Source organism: Achromobacter sp. RW408 (genome assembly GCF_003184165.1).
Taxonomy (GTDB): domain Bacteria; phylum Pseudomonadota; class Gammaproteobacteria; order Burkholderiales; family Burkholderiaceae_B; genus Achromobacter; species Achromobacter xylosoxidans.
In genome coordinates this window covers 528,877-548,159 of the sequence record NZ_QHHO01000049.1, presented here as the reverse complement: position 1 = coordinate 548,159, position 19,283 = coordinate 528,877, and the positions used below count along the sequence as shown (strand labels likewise).

At 69.1% G+C, this 19,283-nt stretch carries 16 protein-coding genes; 4 read left to right on the top strand and 12 right to left on the bottom strand.

The window, feature by feature from the left end; genetic code table 11:
* The first annotated feature begins 140 nt into the window (after positions 1–140).
* Complete coding sequence (locus DK459_RS22020; RefSeq protein ID WP_110135071.1) at positions 141–2,525, top strand: catalase; 2,385 nt, start codon at positions 141–143, stop codon at positions 2,523–2,525.
* 40 nt (positions 2,526–2,565) lie between these two features.
* On the opposite strand, the gene DK459_RS22015 is transcribed toward DK459_RS22020, so the two are convergent.
* The 3 genes from DK459_RS22015 to DK459_RS22005 all read right to left on the bottom strand — a co-directional run bounded on the left by DK459_RS22015 (position 2,566) and on the right by DK459_RS22005 (position 5,793).
* Positions 2,566–3,489, bottom strand: coding sequence for a transporter (locus tag DK459_RS22015; RefSeq protein ID WP_020928673.1), 924 nt, complete (start codon positions 3,487–3,489; stop codon positions 2,566–2,568).
* 83 nt (positions 3,490–3,572) lie between these two features.
* The gene (locus DK459_RS22010; RefSeq protein ID WP_082387859.1) at positions 3,573–4,730 is read right to left on the bottom strand and encodes an NAD(P)/FAD-dependent oxidoreductase; all 1,158 of its coding nucleotides are present in this window, start codon (positions 4,728–4,730) and stop codon (positions 3,573–3,575) included.
* 70 nt (positions 4,731–4,800) lie between these two features.
* On the bottom strand, positions 4,801–5,793 hold the full coding sequence (locus tag DK459_RS22005; RefSeq protein ID WP_026382831.1) for a hypothetical protein: 993 nt from the start codon (positions 5,791–5,793) through the stop codon (positions 4,801–4,803).
* Positions 5,794–6,041: 248 nt separating this feature from the next.
* Here DK459_RS22005 and DK459_RS22000 point away from each other — a divergent pair, with 248 nt between their 5' ends.
* Entirely contained in the window at positions 6,042–7,169 is a 1,128-nt protein-coding gene (locus tag DK459_RS22000; protein WP_110135070.1) for a helix-turn-helix transcriptional regulator, read from the top strand.
* A 45-nt stretch (positions 7,170–7,214) separates the two neighbouring features.
* Here the strand turns inward: DK459_RS22000 and DK459_RS21995 are convergent, their stop codons facing one another.
* From DK459_RS21995 to DK459_RS21960, 8 genes are all read right to left on the bottom strand, one after another.
* Entirely contained in the window at positions 7,215–8,099 is an 885-nt protein-coding gene (locus tag DK459_RS21995; RefSeq protein ID WP_006384208.1) for an alpha/beta hydrolase, read from the bottom strand.
* Positions 8,100–8,315: 216 nt separating this feature from the next.
* Positions 8,316–9,425: an acyltransferase gene (locus DK459_RS21990; protein ID WP_070543110.1), complete on the bottom strand. Its 1,110-nt coding sequence runs from the start codon at positions 9,423–9,425 to the stop codon at positions 8,316–8,318.
* A 17-nt stretch (positions 9,426–9,442) separates the two neighbouring features.
* Positions 9,443–10,270: a class D beta-lactamase OXA-114i gene (locus DK459_RS21985; protein WP_026382828.1), complete on the bottom strand. Its 828-nt coding sequence runs from the start codon at positions 10,268–10,270 to the stop codon at positions 9,443–9,445.
* Positions 10,271–10,308: 38 nt separating this feature from the next.
* Positions 10,309–12,012, bottom strand: coding sequence for a M56 family metallopeptidase (locus tag DK459_RS21980; RefSeq protein ID WP_110135069.1), 1,704 nt, complete (start codon positions 12,010–12,012; stop codon positions 10,309–10,311).
* Entirely contained in the window at positions 12,009–12,398 is a 390-nt protein-coding gene (locus tag DK459_RS21975) for a BlaI/MecI/CopY family transcriptional regulator (RefSeq protein ID WP_020928665.1), read from the bottom strand. Before DK459_RS21975 ends, DK459_RS21980 begins: the two co-directional genes overlap by 4 nt.
* Positions 12,399–12,479: 81 nt before the next feature.
* Positions 12,480–15,185: an autotransporter outer membrane beta-barrel domain-containing protein gene (locus DK459_RS21970; RefSeq protein ID WP_110135068.1), complete on the bottom strand. Its 2,706-nt coding sequence runs from the start codon at positions 15,183–15,185 to the stop codon at positions 12,480–12,482.
* Between the two features lie 73 nt (positions 15,186–15,258).
* Positions 15,259–16,533 carry a diguanylate cyclase gene (locus DK459_RS21965; RefSeq protein ID WP_233256847.1) on the bottom strand — a complete coding sequence of 425 codons (1,275 nt, stop codon included), beginning with the start codon at positions 16,531–16,533 and terminating at the stop codon, positions 15,259–15,261.
* A gap of 162 nt (positions 16,534–16,695) precedes the next feature.
* Positions 16,696–17,421: a glutathione S-transferase family protein gene (locus DK459_RS21960; protein ID WP_045953625.1), complete on the bottom strand. Its 726-nt coding sequence runs from the start codon at positions 17,419–17,421 to the stop codon at positions 16,696–16,698.
* Between the two features lie 97 nt (positions 17,422–17,518).
* Between DK459_RS21960 and DK459_RS21955 the strand changes: the two genes are divergently transcribed.
* Both DK459_RS21955 and DK459_RS21950 read left to right on the top strand, forming a co-directional pair.
* The gene (locus tag DK459_RS21955; protein WP_024069678.1) at positions 17,519–18,427 is read left to right on the top strand and encodes a LysR substrate-binding domain-containing protein; all 909 of its coding nucleotides are present in this window, start codon (positions 17,519–17,521) and stop codon (positions 18,425–18,427) included.
* A 93-nt stretch (positions 18,428–18,520) separates the two neighbouring features.
* A complete protein-coding gene (locus tag DK459_RS21950) occupies positions 18,521–18,850 on the top strand; it encodes a four-helix bundle copper-binding protein (RefSeq protein WP_070541407.1) in 330 nt (109 codons plus the stop codon).
* Positions 18,851–18,904: 54 nt separating this feature from the next.
* On the opposite strand, the gene DK459_RS21945 is transcribed toward DK459_RS21950, so the two are convergent.
* Positions 18,905–19,273: a VOC family protein gene (locus DK459_RS21945; protein ID WP_020928659.1), complete on the bottom strand. Its 369-nt coding sequence runs from the start codon at positions 19,271–19,273 to the stop codon at positions 18,905–18,907.
* Between the last annotated feature and the right edge of the window lie 10 nt (positions 19,274–19,283).

The window sequence follows — 19,283 nt, the reverse complement described above, 5'->3', positions numbered from 1 at the left end:
GAAAAAACACCGCGGCCGCCGCGGGCACGGCGCTTGCTGGTCCAGGCCGATTGCCCTCGGACTGGCGCCGGCCAGCCGATGCACGCGAACCGATGCAGGCAAACCGATGCCCGTGAACTGATACACCCAAGGAGATTGCCATGCCAGGCAGGAAATCCAGCAAGGCCCGGACGCAGGGCGCCGTCGACACCGCGTTCAACAATACGGACAGCGGACCCGCCGCGCCGCCCGCCCCGGATAGCGGCTCTCCAGCGATGAAACGCGCGGCCGCCGTCGCGGCGACGGCGCAGGCGCAGCCGCGGCATGCCAACAAGGCGGACGAGTACGGCGAGGCGGGCGCGCGCTGTCCCTACCGGGGCGCCCAGGTTGCGCCGCCGGATGACTCGGTGGGGGCCAGTTCCCTGTCAGAACGCGAACGCAACGCCAAGACCGGCGAGCCGGCCGAGGCGGGCGTGAATGCGGTCGATGGGCAGCTTGGCCGGGTGCGGGCCGATGGGCAGGGCCAGGCGCTGACGACGAACCAGGGCGTGGCCGTCAGCGACAACCAGCATTCGCTCAAGGCCGGGTTGCGCGGCCCGGCGCTGCTCAAGGATTTCATCCTGCGTGAAAAGATTACGCACTTCGACCATGAGCGCATTCCGGAACGCATCGTCCACGCGCGCGGCTCGGCGGCCCACGGCTACTTCGAATGCTATGAGCCGCTGACGGACCTGACGCGGGCCTCGCTGTTCGCCGAGCAGGGCAAGCGCACGCCGGTCTTCGTGCGCTTTTCCACCGTCGCCGGCGAACGCGGGTCGAAGGACACCGCGCGCGACGTGCGCGGTTTCGCGGTCAAGTTCTATACGGACGAGGGCAACTGGGACCTGGTGGGCAACAATATGCCGGTTTTCTTCATCCAGGACGCGATGAAGTTTCCCGACCTGGTGCATGCCGTCAAGCCGGAGCCGCATCATGGCATGCCGCAGGCCGCCTCCGCGCACGATACTTTCTGGGATTTCGTGTCGCTGATGCCCGAATCGACCCACATGCTGATGTGGCTGATGTCCGATCGCGCCATCCCGCGCAGCTATCGCATGATGCAGGGCTTTGGCGTGCATACCTTTCGCTTCGTCAATGCCCGGGGCGAGTCGCGGTTGGTGAAATTCCATTGGAATCCTCTGCAGGGCACGCATTCCCAGGTATGGGACGAAGCCGTGAAAGTGTCCGGCGCCGATCCGGACTTCCATCGGCGCGATCTGTGGGAAGCGATCGACGCGGGCCATGGGCCACAATGGGAATTGGGGGTGCAAGTATTCACGGAAGAAGAGGCCGAGCGCTTCAGCTTCGACGTGCTCGACGCGACCAAGATCGTGCCCGAGGAACTGGTGCCGGTGCGGCCCATCGGCCGCATGGTGCTGGACCGCAATCCCGACAATTTCTTCGCGGAGACCGAGCAGGTGGCATTCTGCGCCGCGCACGTGGTGCCGGGCGTCGACTTCACCAACGATCCCCTGCTGGCCGGGCGCATCCATTCCTACGTCGATACGCAGATCTCGCGGCTGGGCGGACCCAACTTCCACGAGATCCCGATCAACGCGCCGCTGGCGCCGGTGCACAACAATCAGCGCGACGGCATGCACCGGCAGGCGGTCCACCGCGGCCGGGTGGCCTATGAACCCAATTCCCTGGCCGGCGGCTGTCCGTTCCAGGCCGGGATGGAAGGGTATGTGTCGTTTCCCGAGCCGGTTGGCGGCGACGAACTGCGCGGCCATCCCGAAAAGTTCGCCGAACACTACAACCAGGCCAGCCTGTTCTACCACAGCCAGGTGGATTGGGAGCGCCGGCATCTGGCCAGCGCCTTCGCCTTCGAATTGAGCAAGGTGACCGTGGCCGCGGTGCGGCAACGCATGGTGGCCTCGCTGCGCAATGTTTCCGATGAGCTGGCGCAGTCGGTCGCGGACAGGCTGGGCATGGCGCTGCCCGAGCCGATGCCCCGGGCCGTGCGGCAGGTGCCGCGTCCGGAAGTGGAGCAGTCGCCGTCATTGTCGCTGACGGCCCGCCCGGGCCAGGCAGGCGTGGCGACGCGCAAGATCGCCATCCTGGTCGCCGAGGGCGTGGACGGCGCCGCGGTCTCGGCGGTGGCGCAAGCCTTGATCCAGGCCGGCGCGGTGGTGCGCCTGGTGGGGCAGCGCATCGGCCCCGTGGCCACGGCCGAAGGCGATGCGCTCGACGCGGATGCCTCGCTGGACAACCAGCCCTCCGCCGTGTTCGATGGGGCCGTGGTGCCGGGCGGCGGCATGGCCGTCGACCGTTGGCGGCAGGATGGACGCGCATTGGAATTCGTCCGCGACACCTATCGCCATGGCAAGACGTTGCTGGCGATGGGCGAGGGCGCCGACTTGCTGGAGGCTGCCGGCATCGATCCGGCCTGGCGGGACGACGGGCTGGTCGTGGACCCGGCGCCGGCCCAGGCCGCGACGCTGTTCATCGATTCGCTGGCGCGGCACCGGCATCCGGAGCGCGAGACTTCTCCTCCGCGGGTGTGACGGCAGGCATGGCGGCACGGCGCCCCCGCCGTGCGCCGTTTCAGAAGCTGGCGGCCAGGCGCAGCGCCGCCGTGTAGCCCTCGGCCCGGTTGCGCGCGCCGAATTCCTTGTAGATATGGAACCACACGGGCGGCAGGCCCGGCTGGTAGAAGCTCACCGCGGGGCCGAGCGCCATCACCCGCGAGCGATTGCCGCCTTGCAGGCCCGGCGCGTCGTCATCGCTGAATTGTCGGCTGTAGTAACCGCCGACGCCGAGAGTCCAGGGGCCGGCGTGCTGGCCCAGTGCGAACTCATGCCGGTATTCGATGCCGTTGCGGTAGCGGGTCGCGCGGTTGCGGGTGCTGATGTCGACCTCGAAGCTGGACGACACCTCGAATCCGCCTTCCGTGAGATAAGTGAAGTTGAATATGGGGGAAAAGGCCCAGTGGTTCAGGCCGGGGTTCACCAGCCGCTTGCGGTCGTAGTCGCCGGTGGGGGCGAGCACCTGGAACTGCGCATTGAAATGCAGCCGGGGCGAGGCGTCCCATTGCAGGATCAGGGGCAGCAGCAGCGTGTCGGCGATGCGGAACGTTTCGCCCTTGAGCCGCAGCGGGCCGCCCGGCGTGGGCACGTCGAAGGCCGCGCTCATGCGGAAGAAGGGCTGCACCACGCCGAAACCGTAGCTGGCGCCGAACAGCCTGGTCTGCGTCATGCGCAGGTAGGCGGCGCTGACGGTATGCACGCGCAGCGAGAAATCGTTGTCCAGCTTCGTGCCGTATTGGTCCTTCTGCACCGACGCCGTGTTGTACGAAGTGCGGAACGACAGTGTGCCGAACGGTGTGGCGGGCGGCGACATGCCGGCGCCGAAATCATAGAAGCCGTTGACGGTGGTGGGTATGCCGTTTTCGGTGGCGCTGGCGACGCCGGGCGCCGTCATGCAAAGCAGCGCGCAGGCGGCCGCCCGCCAGGCATGGCGATGTCTCATGTTCTTCCCCTTGGATATTGGCATCGTCCGACGCGCGTGGCGCCGGCGTTTTGTGTTGTCGGCCGGCCTGCGTGGCCGCGCGTCTAGCGCGCGCTGGCCGGGCGCCAGTCGGTGGCGGCGATCGGCGACGAACCGGATGCCGCCGTGATCCTGGACAGCACCCAGGGTTCGCTGAACGCGCCCCGGACGATGCGCGCGCGCGCCTCGTTCGGGATGTTCGCCAGCTCGCCCCACAGACAGGCCCAGCGCTGGCATTCGTCCGTCAGCGGCCGGGTCGCGGCTTCCCAGGCGCCGAGCGCTTCGGGAACGTCGCGCGGATCGCGCACGTTGGCCATGTGGGCCGCCAACGCGAGACCGTTCTGCATGGCCATGCCGCCGCCCTGGCCCAGGTTGGGTGGTTGCGCATGGGCGGCATCGCCGAGGATGCAGGCGCGGCCGGCGGACCAGCGCTTGCTGTGCACGATCGTGTAGACGTTCCACAGCACTTGGGAGCGGTCGATGCGGTCCAGCAGGAACGACCATTCCGGGAAGCTCTCGCTCCAGCACGGCTGCACGCGGGTGTCGCGCGCCTGGTCGTCGTCCTCCCGGCAGGTCAGCGCCAGGTAGATTTCCTCCGTGTTGATCGGCGTGATGAGCAGTCGGCGCGTGCCGTTCCAGATCTCGATACAGCGTCCGCGCGCCGATGGCGGCAGCTCCTGCTGGGTGGCGCCGACGATGCTGCGCAAGGCGCCTTCCTGCGCGCGCTGACGGTGCAGTTCGAGTCCCAGCGCGCGCCGCACCGGCGAGGCGATGCCGTCGCAACCGATGACCAGGTCGGCGTGGGTGCGGTCGCCGTTGGCGAACACCAACGTGCCGTCGGCCTCGGCCGCCACCACTTCCGCGCCGGTGACGATGCGCGCGCCGGCGTCGCGCGCGGCGGCCTCCAGGCCCGCGAGCAGGTCGCTGCGCGCCACCGCCAGCACGCGCAGGCCCGGCGGCAACAGCGCGGGGACCAGCACCTGGCCCGTATGGTCGCGTTGTTCGATGCCTTCGGCCGGGAAGGCGTTGCGCATGGCGCGCTCATAGGCGCCGATCTCGGACAGCACGGCCAGGCCGTTGGACCACAGGTATATGCCCGAGCCCGCGACGCGCAGTCCGGGCCGGCTTTCGTACACGGTGACGCGCCAGCCGCGCCGGCCCAGCGCCGCCGCGGTGGCCAGGCCGCCGATACCGCCGCCGCTGATAATGGCTTCCAGTGTCATGTCAATTCCTTTTGCGCCGGCCGTGTCGCCGGCGGCATGTTGAGAGATTGCCGGGGGCGGGCGTGGCGGTTCAGGGCCGGGCCAGGCTCCTGGCGTAGCTGAGCAGCCCCACGCCGCCCATCCATTCCTGGACCGCCTCGTACATGACGATGTCCGCCGGCGCGTCGCGCATCGCGCCCATCAGCGCCGCCCACATGAGCATTTCGGCGCCCCCGGGTCCGGCGTCCTCGCGCACTTGCGCGTGGCGCAGCGCCAGCAGCGCCGCGCTGTCGCCGTCGGCCAGCCAGCGCAGCACCTGCCGGTCCCAGCCGGCGTTGACCAGGTTCCGGCCGGAAGCGGCCATTTCGGCTTCACGCTGCAGGATCGCCAACGGCAGGTCCGGGTCTTGCGCGAACGCCGCCATGCCCTGGATCTGCCAGCGCAGCACGCGTTCCATGAGCGGATCGCCCGGGTGTTCCTCGTCCACCGTGATGGGCGGCCAATGGGACAGCCCGCCGCTGGCCATCAGTGCGATGCGCTCGCCGCGGCCCGCCAGCGCCTTGCGCACGGCCGCGCCCAGCGCGTGCGCCCGCCGCCAGGTGGGCAGCGGCGGCGCGAAACAGTTGATGAAGATCGGCACCACGGGAATGTCCGCGTCCGGCCACAGGTACTTGCGCGGCATGAGCACGTTGTGGACAAGTTCGGCCGATTCGCTACGGAACAGTTCGAACCCGTCATCCACCACGGACTGGTATATGGCTCGCGCCACGGCGGGGTGGCCTGGAATGGGCGCGCGCGGCATGCCCAGCCATGCCTCGGTGGCCAGCGTCGGGCCCCAGTGCGTGTCGCCCAGCGCGATGGCCATGCCCGGCATTGCGTGCAGCGTGTACATGTCGAAGTGATCGTTGACGAACGCCACGATCACGTCGGGGCGCGCCGCCGAGATCTGGCGCCTCACGGTCGCGAAGCCGTCCATCATGCGTTGCATCTGGTCGGCGGGCGGCTTGTCGGTCTGGCCGCCCAGTCCCGGCGTGTGGGTCATCGCGAACGCGGCCACGATCGGCGTATTCTGTTCTGGTGACATCGGTGGTCCTTGCTGTGCGTTGCCGCCGCGTCCTGCGGCGGGTAAGAGACGTGTCCGCCGCGCCGCCTGCTCCTCCTCAGGCGGCGCGGCTGGATGGACACGGTTCGGAGTATGGGCAGCGCGCCGGGGCCGGTCATCTCTCAAATTGCAGATGGCCGGGCCTGCCCGCGTTGCTGGCAAACCCCAGTTGCGCGGGGCCTGGAGTTGGCGGACGATTGGCGGCTTTCGGGTCGTTCGGTGCTCCGTCCATGGCCGTCAACGCGGTGTCTGATGCCTTTCTTCTCGATCTCTACGCGTGTTGCGCGGACGCGGGCCAGTGGACGCCGGTGCTGGACCGGCTATGCGGTGAAGTCGGCACCCTGTCCGCCGTGGTGCAGTGCATCGAACTCGATGGCGCGCGGGCGGTTCCCTATTGGGCCGCCTACGATTCGCGCATCGACATGGCCGCGTACCGCAGCGAGGTGTCGGACGCCAGCAACCCGCGGTTCGATTCCTGGCGCTTGCGCCGCGTGGCCTCGCGGCCCGGCCGCATCGCCACCGACCACGAATTGTTCCTGCCCGGGGAGACGGCCATCCGCGATCGGTTGCACGCGCAACTGCGCCGTGCCGGACTGGGGCGATTCATGGGAGCGATGGCGCCGCTGGGGGGCAACCGCTATGCTGCCCTGGTGCTGCATCGCGACCCGCGCGATGACCTGGATTTTTCGCCGCGCCACAAGGAGCGCCTGCGCAGGCTGATGCCGCATCTGCTGCAAGCGGCGGGACTGGCCCAGGCGGCGGCCGCCAGCCGCTGCGCGTCGACGCTGGTCGAGCACTATCTCGGCGCCTGGCCCCGCGCCCTGGCGCTGAGCGACGGGCGCGGCCGCGTATGGTGGGCCAATCGGCAGGCCCGGGCGCTGGACCATAGGTCGGTCGTCAGTCTGCGCGGCCAGCAGTTCAGTGCGCCGCCGTCGGCGCAGACGGCGCTGGTGGACGCCTTGTCCCACGCGTCGCAGACCAGCGAACCCGTTTTCCTGAAACTGACCGGCATACACGGAGCAATGCAGCTGGCGCTGCAGAGGCTGGATGGGCGCGGCGCGTCCGAGGAAGGGCTGGTGCTGGTTTCGTTCGTGGACGCGACGCAGCAGCACGGCCATTTTCCGATCGCCGCGCTGCGCGCGCTGTTCGGCCTGACGGAAGCGGAAGCGCGGCTGGCGAGCGCGCTGGTCGCGGGCAAGACGGTCGAGGCCTATGCGCGCGATCGCGGCGTGACGGTGGGAACGGCGCGTTATCAGTTGAACCAGGTGCTGGGCAAGGTCGGCGCGCGGCGCCAGGCGGATCTGGTCCGCCAGGTATTGTGCTCGGCCGCCGCGCTGGTGGTGCCAGGGCCCGACTGAATTCCGCCCGCGGACCACGGGATGCGGTCGGCGGGCGGGCCGCCATCACCCGGGGCGGCCGCTCAGCAGGAAGGCGCGCGCCCGCGCGATCCAGGGATGGCCATCGTCCACGCAGCGGCTGCTGGCGGTGAAATGATCGTGGCCGGCCAGCAGGTCGAGGGCAACGGGCACCCCCGCCGCCTGCAACCGCTGCCGCATGTCGACCGCTTCGGCCGCGAGATTGCCCAGATCGTGCTCGCCGGCGGCGATATAGAAGGGCGGCGCTTGCGGATGCGCGTGCGACACGGGACTGGCCGCCTCCACGTCGGCGTCATTGGGGATGAAGCGGCGGCGTATCGCCAGCGCCGCCGCGCCGAAAGGCTGGTCCGGGTCGCAGGTCAGGTCGTACAGGCCGCTGATTGGCAGCACGCCCTTCACGACGTCGCCGGGCAGGCCCCATTCGCCCAGCCAGCGGCGGTCCAGGGCGGCCAGGCTGGCCAGATGTGCGCCGGCCGAATGGCCTCCCAGGAACAAGCGGTCCGGATCGCCGCCGTAGCGGGCGACATTGCGCCAGGCCCAATGCACCGCCGCGGCCACATCGCGCACGGCGGCGGGGTAGGCGTGGCCCGGGGCCACCCGGTACTCGACCGAAATGAACAAGGCCGGCGTGGCGCATATTGCCGGCGCCATGAAGCCCATCCATTCCTTGTAGCCGGTGGCGAAGGCGCCACCGTGCACGAACAGCAGGCTGGGCAGCGCGGCCGGGCATGCATGGGCGGGGGCATACAGGTCCAGGCGTTGGGCGGGATCCGAACCATGGGCGAGGTCGGGATGAAAGCGCAGATCCGGGCTGGCCGCGGCGCGGCGCGAGCGTTCCAGCACTGATTCGGCATAGGCCTGGCCGCCCGGCAGTCCGGCGGCGGGGCGAGGGGGCAGGGAATCGAAAGCCATGGTAGTCCTCCTGGTCAAGCATCCATGGCCCCACGGACGCGGCGGTGCTGCGCGTCATGGCGGGGCGGGTTAGCAGGGATCCTTGCGGCAGGAGGAGGCCGGCCACCGGCCAGCCTTGCGCTGGATGGTGGCCGTGCCGCGGGGCAAAGCGCGCAAATGATAGGCCGACAAGCGGGCCAGGGCAAGGTCCAGGAAGAAATGCCCGGTGTGGCGTCATCAGCGACCAGTGCGGTTGCCCCAAGTCCGCAGCCAGCGATTCAAGGGCGTGGAATAGACGCGCGCGATCCATATGCCCAGAAGGCACGAACCGATGAAGTAGCCCGGCAGCAGGGCGAGCCTGGCGTCGCCCGCCAGTTGCGCGGGCGGCAGCGCCGTGCGCAGTAGTCCCAGCACCAGCAGGTGCAGCAGGTAGATCTCGTAGCAGTCGCGGCCGCAGCGCATCAGCAGGCGCCGCGCCGGGCCGGGCGCCGAGGGGCTGGCCGCCGGCCCGCCGAGCAGCAGCAGGGCCGTTCCCACGGCGATGGCGCTGGCGCCAAGGATATTGCTCTGGCTGATCGGCCATGCCAGGTAGAGCGCGGCCATGGCGATCCCCACGAGCGCGCGGACCAGGGGGGGCCGCAACGCCGGCCATGCGCGCCGCCGCGCCAGCGCCGCGGCGCAGCAGCCGATGGCGACCGCGTCGAAGCACGCGGCATAGCCATACAGCCAGGCTTCGCCGGCGCCCTGATTGGCAAGACGGTAAAGCGGGCCGGCCGCGATCAGCAGCATGGCCAGCGCCTGCAGCAGCCAGGCGCGCCGCAACAGCACGCAGGCCAGCGGAAACAGCAGGTAGAAGGCCATCTCGACCGACAGCGACCACATCACGCCCAGGGGATAGTTGATCCATCCTTCCCGGATGACCAGCGCGTTCATCCAGGCCCCGAGCGCGGCGGCGTTGACGGTCCAGAGCGATATCGCGCTGCCGGCGCGGTTGCCGAACAGCGGCAGGCCAGCCAGCGCCAGCGCGTCGACCAGCAGCAGCGTCAGCACCAGCGTGGGCACGATCCGCGCCAGGCGCAGCAGCCAGAACGACGCCGGCCGGATGGCGTCCAGCCGGCCCCAGCGTTCGAGCGCGTTGCGGGTGATGAGAAATCCCGAGATGACGAAGAAGATCGTCACCGCGTAATTGCCGTTGCGCGCGACGGCGTGCAGCAGCGGCCAGCCCGGCGGGCCGCCCAGCGCCGTATCGCGCAGCGGATAGGCGATGTTGAAATGATGCAGCAGCACCAGCAGGATCGACAGGCCGCGTAGCGCGTCGATGCCGTCATCGCGCGTCGCGGCGTTCATGGCGGGGGCCGGCCGGATCACGGGCGCCACGCGCCAGCCATGGCCGGCCAGTCGCGCACCAGCTCGTCGCGGGCGCGCAAGCCGGCGTTGGGCTGGGTGGCGCGCTCGTCCTGCAGCAGGCGGGCGTACACCAGCTGGCGGCCATCCTTGCGCGCCCAGCCGACGAACCAGCCGTAGGCATTGGCCGCCGTGTAGACGCCGTTGCTGCCGGGCGAACCGGTGCCGGTCTTGCCATACAGGCGCCAGCCATCGGCCTGGCCCACCTCGAAGAGGTTGTCCGCCAGCTCATAGGCGGCGGCCTTGACCGGCAATTGCCGGTTCACCACCTTGCGCAGGAAAGCCAGTTGTTCCAGCGGCGAAATGCGCAGCGACGAGATGATCCACGCGCCGTCGGTGCCGTTATGCTTGCCGGGCTCGCCCGAGACGTCCGCATTGCCGTAGCCGAACGCGCTGGTGTAGCGCTGGAAGCGGTCCTGTCCCAGCGCCTTGGCCGTCAGCTGTGAATACCAGACCACCGAATACTTGATCCAGCGCGCCGGATCGGTGGGCTGGCGCCAGGCGTCGCCGCCCCAGTCGGGATAGGCGGGCTGGTAGTTCCAGACCGGCTCGTGCGGGCCTTGCAGGATGCCGGCGTCGGCGCCCATCAGGGCGATGGCCAGCTTGAAGGTCGAGGCCGGCGTGTAGCGCTCGGCGCAGGCCTGCTGCGTGCCTTGCTGGAACAGGATGCGGCCGTCGGCGGCGTCGGCCACCACGGTGCACAGGACGGCGGCCTGGACGGGGCCGCCGCCCAGCGCGGACAGGGAAAGGGCTGCGCCAAGGGCGCACGAAAGGCGTCGAACGGTCATGGTCGATGAAGCGAAATGGGCAGGACGGATGAAAGAGTTCAGGCGTGGCCGGCGCGGCCGTTGAGCAGGACCAGCGTCAGGTCGCGGTCGTCGATATGCAGGCGCATCGCCAGGCAGCGTCCCGCTTCGGTCGAGTTGCCGGTCTTGGACAGGCGCACGTCCCAGTCCCGGGCGCCGACCAGCGGATTGGTGTTGCGATAGCTGAGCCGGCTGCCGGCCGCCTCGACCGTATCGGCAAGCGTGGTCGTGTCGCGCGCGATCTGCGGATAGGCGGCCGCCGCATCGATGATCCGGCCGATGTCGGCGGCGCTGGCGCGATTGGCGTTCGACAGGCCGGTCGCGTCCTGCAGCGTGGTGTGTTCCAGGCGCAGCGCGGCGGCCTTGCGTTGCAATGCCTCGGCGAACGCCGTTTCGCCGCCCGGATAGGCGCGGGCCAGGGCATGGGCGGCGCGGTTGTCCGATGCCATCAGCGCCAGCTTGAGCAGGGTGTCCAGCGTCACGCTGGCGCCAACCGGCAGCGGCGACGCGGCGCCCGAGGCGGTGGCCAAGGCATCGCGCTCGTCGATCCGGATGCGCCGCGACAGGTCTGGCGAAGTGTCCAGCACCACCATCGCGGTCACCAGCTTGGTGAGCGAGGCGATCGGCACGGCGTCGTTCTCGGCGCGGCCGAACAGCGTCGCGCCCGAGCGGCTGTCCAGCACCAGCACATGGGAAGCGCCACTGGCCTCGATCAGTGCCTGGACTCCTGGCATGCGTGCCATCAGTCGTTGCGCCTCTTGCGCCGACAGCGGCTGCGCCGGCCCGGCCGCCAGCGCCGACCAGGCGCCGAATCCAGCCAAGGCGCACGACATCGCCAGCGCCGGCAAGGCCACGGCGCGCCGGGCCGCGAGCGTGTCGGGACGCGCCAGGCGGCGGATGCGGTCGAGCAGGTCGCCGTCGCGCGCGGCGGGCGCCACCGGCGCCGGTGACTCGGTGGCGGCGCGCGCCAGGGCGTGCAGGGCCCGCGCCAGCGGCATGGGGCTGCCGATCAGGGTGGCCGCCATCTGGTCGGCGATGCGCTCGCGCTCGATCCGCAGGCGCCGCGACAGCCACCAGATCGACGGGTGGAAGAACAACAGCACCTCGGCCGCATGCTGCAGCAGGTTGACCAGGTAATCATGGCGGCGCACGTGGGCCAGTTCATGCGCCAGCAACGCGGCCAGCAGGTCCGCCGGCATGCCGGTGACGAGCGAGGCCGGCACCAGGATCACAGGCTTGAGCCAACCAGCCGTTACCGGCGTGGACAGGTTGCGCACCACGCGCAGGCCGACCGCGCGCGACAGCCGCAGGCGGCCGGCCATCCCGGCCACGCGCGCCTGCCAGGCGGGATCGGCCCAGGGCTGGCTGGCGCGCAGCACGCCACGCAGCCAACCCAGCCCCAACAGCACCCGCAGGGCCGCGAGCGCGCTGCCTGCCAGCCAGGCCGCCGCCAGCCACAACGGCCAGAGCGTGGCGGCCGCGCTCGATGCCGGCGCGGCCATGGGGGCGGGCAGGGCGCGCCAGGCGAGCGCCACGTCGGTTGCGCCGATGGCCACGCCGGCCAGCAGCGCCGCGCCCAGCAGCGCGTAGCGCAGCCGTGCATCGTCGCGACGGGTCAGGCACAGCAGCGCCAGCGTCGCCGCGTGCAGGCACAGGATCTTCCAGGCCAGCGCGGGCAGGCTGGCGCCGAGCGTCCAGGCCATGGCGAAGGCGACGTCGCTCACAGCTTGTCGTCGCGCAGCAGGGCCTCGATCTCGGCCCGGTCTTTCCTGCTGACGTGGCCTTCGCGCAGGGCGGCCAGCACCAGGGCCTTGCCGGAGCCGGCGAAGGCCTTGCTGATCAGGTCCTTGACCAGGCCGCCCTGGGTCGCCTTCTGGCTCTGGGCGGCGGCATACACGTGCGAGCGCTCGGCTTCGTCGCGCGTCAGCAGGCCCTTGCCGTGCATGATCTGCATCAGCCGCAGCACGTTGGCGTAGGTGAGGCTGTCGCGCCCGGCCGCCATGGCCGCATGGACCTGCTTGACGGTGGCGGGTCCGGTGCGCCACAAGGTTTGCAGGATATCGAGCTCGGCGTTGGTGGGCTTGCCGCCCGCCGGGGATTTCGTGGTCATGAAGGGATGGGTCCTGCGCAGATATAGAAAAAATGTTCTATATCCGGCAGGATAGGCGTTCTAGAAAATTTTGTCTAGATCCTAGAACATCATCCGGAAACCCACGGTGCCGGTGACGACGTAGCTGCCGGAGAAGTCCGCGTCCGCGTCGACCTGGCCATAGACGGCATACCGCTTGCTCCAGGCGTAGTCGGCGCCCACGCCGAGATTGCCCCAGGTGCGCGACATGCGGCTTACCACCGGCACATCCGCGACCTGGATCCGCGTGCCGTCCAGGAACTCGTGTTTCAGGTTGATCACGCCATAGACGTTGGACCGGCGGTCGCTCCCCGTCCCCTGGCCGTTGCTCCTGTAGTCCAGCGCGACGCCCAGGCGGCCTTGCAGGCTGTCGCCCTTGTCGCTTTCGACCCGCGCGCCGAACCTGTCGCTGAAGCGGTCAAAGCGCGTGGAGACATACGTCAGCTGCGCCTGCGGGACCAGGGCCAGGCCTTCGCGCAACCCGAACGCCTTGCCGGCTTCCAGGCCGAGTCCATAGCTTTGCGCCTTGCGGCCGTCCTTCAGCTTGCCCGCCAGGCGGGATTTCAGGTCGCTATCGAACCAGGTCGCCTGCGCCTGGGCGTCGACATAGACGCCGTCGCTGCCATACCAGGTCAGCGTGGGCGTCAGGCCGTAGCGGGTGGTGTCGATGGAGCCGTTGCCGTACACCGACGACACCCGGGTGTCGGAGGTGCCGTAGTGCAGGGCCAGCCCGCCCACCAGGCGCGAACCGTCCTCTTGGCCGGCCAGCACGCGGTCGACCCCGATCTGCATCTTCCAGTCGTCGATGTCCTGGCGCTGGCCGGTGGTGGACACGGCGGGTTCGAGGCGGCTGGTCGAGCCTTCCATGCGAGCCCACACCCCGTTGCGCCCGGCGCCTTGCGGATCGTAGAGACGATCGCCGACCCGCTGGCGCAGCGTGGGCAGCTTGCTCAGTTGCATCAGGGTGTTGGCGTAGGCTTCATACACCGGCACGCCCGGCTGGTACAACGGGCGTTGTGCGGCGGCTGGCGAACCGCCGGCTTGCGGCGCGCCGGGGTCGGTCAGGGACGATCGCAGATACCAGCTGCCGTCGCCCGAGTCCTGTTGCAGTGTGTAGCCATAGGCGCCGGCCACCAGCGCCGGGCGTCCATCGATCACGTAGTCGCCGTTGGCAAGATTGAATTGCCCCGCGGAAAGGCCGTTGACCTGCACGACCTGGATGCCGCGCTGGGTCTGCGCGCCGGCGCCGCCGATGTTCGTCACCGTGACGGGCGTGGTGCCCGCGGTGGCGCCGGTGATCACCAGCTTGTCGGTCGGCGAGTCATCGCCGCCCAGCCGGGTGCGGACTTCCAGGTTGCCGCCCTGCGCGGCGTAGTCGCCGGCAATCGTCAGGGTGCCGAAGCCGCTGCGCGGGCCCGGCGCGATGGTGCCTTTGTTGGTCGTCGCGCCGACGCGCCCGATCCCGGTCAGCCGCGCGCCGGCGAGCACGTCCACCGGTCCGCCGAGGACGCCATCGACCTGCAGCGTGCCGGCCTGCACCTGGGTGTTGCCGGTGAAGGCCGCGCTGTTGCCCGACAAGGTCAGCCTGCCGGCTCCCAGCTTGTTGAAGACGGACGTGCCCGAGAACGCGGTGCCCACGCCGACCTCGCGGCCGTTCGTGTCGAACCAGGCGCCGCCGGCAGCCACCGTCTGCGTGGCGAAGCCCCTCAGGAAATTGGCCTCGTCGCGGTTGGCGCGCAGGATGCCGCCGTCCAGATTGACGGTGACGTTGCCGGCGCCCTTGATGACGGAGCCGGTCTCCAGCACGCCCCGGCCACTGGCGTCGCCTGTCAGGTTCAGGGTGCCGGTGGACGTGCCGTCAATGGCAACCCAGGTATCGCGGGCCGCGATGGCCAGCCCGCCTTTTGCCACGGTGAGCGCTCCCGTGCCGGCCCAGCCGACATTGATGCGGTCGGTGGCCGAGAGGGTCGAGATGTCGCCTGTCGTGCTCGATACGGTGACCGTGCCGACGCCGCCTGCGTTCTGGCCGATGTAGATCGATGCCGGGGCGCCGGGCGAGGTCGAGGCCTCGGTATGCACGGTGGCGCCATCCTGGACAAGCAGTTCCCCGGTGCCGTCGAAACCAACGTAGATGTTGTTGAACGGGTTCCAGGCCGATGCGCGGCCCGATACCGTAACGTGTCCTTCGCCGCCGGTGTTCCAGCCGATCATCCCCTGGCCGCTGCGCACGGCGCCGCCATTGTCGATCTGCAGCGTGCCCTTGCCGCTGTCGCCAATCAAGAAGGCGTAGGTCGTGTCGAGATTCCAGGTCGATTTCGGCCCGGATACGATAGCCGTGCCGACACTGCCGGCACTGCTGCCAAGGGTGCCCGAGTAGCTTTGCGCCACGCCGCCGTCCAGAATCCGCAGTGTGCCGGTACTGCCCGGATCGGCGCCGATATACACGGGGCTGAGGCTGGTCCAGCTGGACGCCTTGCCGCTGCCGTCAACGCCCGTCACGGTCAGGGTGCCATCGCCGCCGTTGACATAGCCGATGAAGGCCCAATCGTTCCGCACAGACCCGCCATTGCTGATGGTCAGCGTGCCGGCGGCGGATTCTCCGACGGTCAGGTCTCCCCCTACCGTCCAGTCCGGCGAAACCAGTCCGGGCGTTACATCGCCGGTACCGGAGACGGACTGCGCGTTCGCGGGCTGCGCGAAGTTGGCCGCGGATGCGAGCAGGATTACCCACGTTGACAACACCGTACGATTGAAATTCTCTTCGACCACGACACATCCTCCCAGGTAGATTGCGCGCCGCACGCGAGCAATACGGCATCCGACACGGTTTTTTTATAGGTGTTTACCCACGCTGGACGGCGGCGCGGGCTTCAAAGTCATGCGCGCTGCTTTCTCCACTTGCCGCGTCCCGGAACGCGGCCAGGCCCGGTCCGGCGTCCGCCTGCGCGTGACCCGCGACCGTGCAATTGCGTCCGCGTCGCTTCGCCGCGTAGAGCAGGTCGTCCGCGCGCTGGAGCGCGCTGGTGAAAGACTCGCCGGCCTGCGCCAGCGTCACCCCCATGCTGGCCGTGAAACGCGAATCGGGAGCCTGCGGCGCCCAGCGCTGCGCGACGAAATCCGCGCGGATCTCCTCGGCGATCGCGGCGGCGCTTGCCAGATCGGCCACGGGCAGCAGCAGCAGGAATTCTTCTCCTCCCAGGCGGGCGGCATGAGCCTGGGCGTGCGCCCGAGGCCGCAGCAGGGCGCCGAATCGCGCCAGCACCATGTCGCCAAACGGGTGGCCGAACCTATCGTTGATGCGTTTGAAGTTGTCGATGTCGGCCATGATCAGCGCGGTCGGCGTCGGGCCATCCGATAGCGGGCGCGCGGAACTGGAAACGAGCAGGTTGTCCAGGCCCTGCCGGTTCAGCAGGCCCGTCAGCGCGTCGGTATGGGCGTGGCGGCGGTATTTCTCTATGGCGTCGTAGCTCGTCGCGATGAACACCGCGAAGGTCAGCACGATGCTCCCGAGCAGCCCGGTGTACTGGATCAGGATGCCCCACACCGAGGTGCGCCATTCTCCCGCCGCGAGCGCGGGCGTCGGCGCGGCGAGGTACAGGATGCACTGGCCCGTCAGCACCAGCGCGATGAAGAGGAACGCGGCGGTGAGCACCCTGTCCGAGGTGGTCGCGGCGTGCCTGGCGAAGGACAGCGTGGCGCGCCAGGTCACCAGCGCGCAACAGGCCTGGACGAAGAACGTTTCCAGCTTCGCGCTGGCGAACAGCACCACCGAGACCACCACCATCGCCGTCGAGGCAAGCAGGATCGCAACGTCAAAGCAGGGCGGCGCCTGGCGGCCGCCGCGGCCCTGCAGCGCGCGACAGGCCAGGATGACACCGCCCAGGATGAAGGCATCCTCGACCACCTGCTTGTACGGCGCCAGCCCGCCGGCCTGCACCAGCATGATGGCGTAGCCCGCGCCCAGGCAAGCCAGGGCGCCGCCCCAGCGCAGCGTGTTGAAGCCGATGAAGCGCGCGGCGCAGAGGCCGGCTGCGCACATCAGGATCGCCGCGGGCACGGACCACTCGAGAAGGGTTGCGGGCATGGCAGGGATAGGTGAAACGAACCAGTCCGGCACATGCCCGACCGACACAATCTGTGTCGAAAAAGATTACAGTGTGTCGCAATGTATCGCCAGCGTGCAACAGTCAAGGATTGTCAAGCGTGATGGCACACCGCTTCGACGTTTTGTAGTCGTCGGGATCCAGGATGAATCGGCGCGGATAACGCCGCGTCCGCGTCACGCCGCGGCGCCGCCCGTATCGCGCAGCACCTGTTCGAGCGGGACCAGGCCTGTCATGGCGCCGCTGCCGATCGCCGGCTTGCCGTCTTCGATCGCCAAGGCGAAGCGAAACGCGGGATCGGCCTCGATGCGCCGGCGCAGTTCCTGGATGCGCGGATAGTCCCGCGGCTCGATCGCCTGATGGAAGTCCGCCCAGCGCGCCACGCCCGCGAACACCGCGTCCGCCAGCGTCGGCCGGTCGCCCAGCAGATAGTCGCTGTCGCCCATCATCGCTTCGAGCTGCGCATGCCGCAGGGCGACGAATTGGCGGCCGAACTTGCGCAGGGTTTCCTTCTCGCCTTCGGTGGCTTCCTGCGCTTCCAGCGCGACCCACATGGGATAGAAGGCGCCGGTGAAGCCGGTGTTGAGAAAGGCCAGGTACTGGTGCAGCCGGTCGGCCTGCCGCGTGCCGGGCTCGAAGCTGATGCGTCTTTCGGTGTCGCGCGCCTCCAGCCACAGGGCGATCGCCATCGTTTCGGTGACCACCTGGCCTGCATCGGTGATCAGCACCGGCGTTTCCACCCGGCCATTCAAGCGCTTGTAGGCGTCGGTGCGCATCTCGCCCAGCATGTCCACCCGGGTGATGCGGTAAGGCTGGCCCAGCCATTCAAAGGCGGTCACGAGCCCGGCCGAGCTGCCCAGGGGAAAGCCGGCCGCGAGGATCGGTCCAGATGTGGGATTCATTTTCATTGCTCCGTTGGTTGACGCCTGGAAATATACGTTCGTGGACATTGATTGAATACATGGATAAATTGCGACTCAAAGTCCACAAATAGAGACCATGATGTTGAACCTGAACGATCTGCATTTTTTCGCCCAGGCGGTCGACAGCGGCGGTTTCGCCGCGGCCGCCCGGCGGCTCGGCTGTCCAAAGTCCACGGTCAGCAAACGGGTTGCGACGCTGGAAACAGCGCTTGGCGTGCAGCTGCTGCACCGCACGTCGCGCAGCTTCACGCTGACCGACGTCGGACGCGACGTGTACGACCACGCCCGCGCGGTGATGATCGAGGCGCAGGCCGCCGAAACGGTGGTGCATCGGCGGCTGGCGGAGCCAAGCGGCACCGTGCGGATCACGGCATCGGTTCCCGTTGCGCAGTTTCAGCTCGCGGATCGCCTGCCCGTGCTGGCGCGGCGGTATCCGAAGCTGCGCATCCAGTTGCACGTCACCGACCGCTTCGTCGATCTGGTGCAAGAGGGCTTCGACATCGCCATCCGCAGCCATTTCGCGGCGCTGCCGGACTCGGACCTGGTGCAGCGGCGCATGGCCGAGGAGCCGATCACGCTGGTGGCCGCGCCGTCCTACGTCGCCGAGCGCGGCGCGCCGCAAGCGCCGCAGGCCTTGGGCGATCACGACGGACTGATGGCCGGCATGGCGACGAAGTCCTGGCGATTGGGCGACGCGAGCGGCCACATCGTGGAGGTCGCGCCGCGCCCGCGCTTGCATGCCGACGAATCCACGGCATTGATGCAGGCCGCGCAGGCGGGACTCGGCATCGTCTGCCTGCCGCGGACGATCTCGGCGCAGGCCGTGAGCGAGGGAACATTAATGCGGGTCTTGCCGGCCTGGACCGCCGGCCGCGTGACGACAACGATCTTGACGCCGCACAAACGTGGCCAGCTACCCGCCGTGCGCGCGGTGATCGATTTCCTGACGCAGGCAGAGGGTGCCGGCGATGGCGCGGTGGCCTGATCCTGACGGCTAAATACGCGCGAGGCAGGCCCTCGCCCCCCGGCATGGCGTTTGCTGGACAGGTTCGTCCCGATCAAACACAAGGAGGACACCATGCCTGGACATGACAAGGATATCGAGGCGTGTACGCGCCTTTGCCTCGACTGCTATCGGACCTGCCTGCAGACCGCGTCGCAGCATTGCCTGGAGGCCGGCGGCGAGCACGTCGAGCCAGGGCATTTTCGCCTGATGCTCGCATGCGCCGAGATCTGCCGGACGGCCGCCCACACGATGCTCATCGGCATTGCGCAGCATGGCAAGGTCTGCGCCGTGTGCGCCGAGATCTGCCGTGCATGCGCGCAAAGCTGCGCCGGCCTGGATGGCATGTCGGAGTGTGAGCAAGCCTGCAAGCGCTGCGCGCAGGCGTGCGAAAAAATGGGGTAGCGACCGGCCCCAAAGTCGCCATGCGGGCGCGGCGGGAGCCCCGCGCATTCCCTTTCAACCCGGGGGCAGATGGCAAACGGCTTCCAGGTTGTGGCCGTCAGGCCCGATGACAAAGGCGGCGTAGTAGTGGGGATGGTAGTGCGGACGCAGCCCCGGGGGGCCATTATCCTTGCCGCCCGCGGCGATCGCCGCCTGGTGGAAGGCATCCACGGCCGCGCGGGTGTCGGCGGCGAAGGCGATATGCAAAGGCGGTGATACCGCGGCAGTGGCGTAAAGCCATAGCGACGGCTTGCCCGCCTTGCCCAGCCCGACGCTGTTCGGCCCCTTCATGGCGAGTTCAATGCCCAGCGGAAGCAGCGCCCGCCGCAGGAACTCGCGGCTTTGATCGATATCACTGACGCCCAGGCCTATGTGGTCGAACATATTTCGCGCT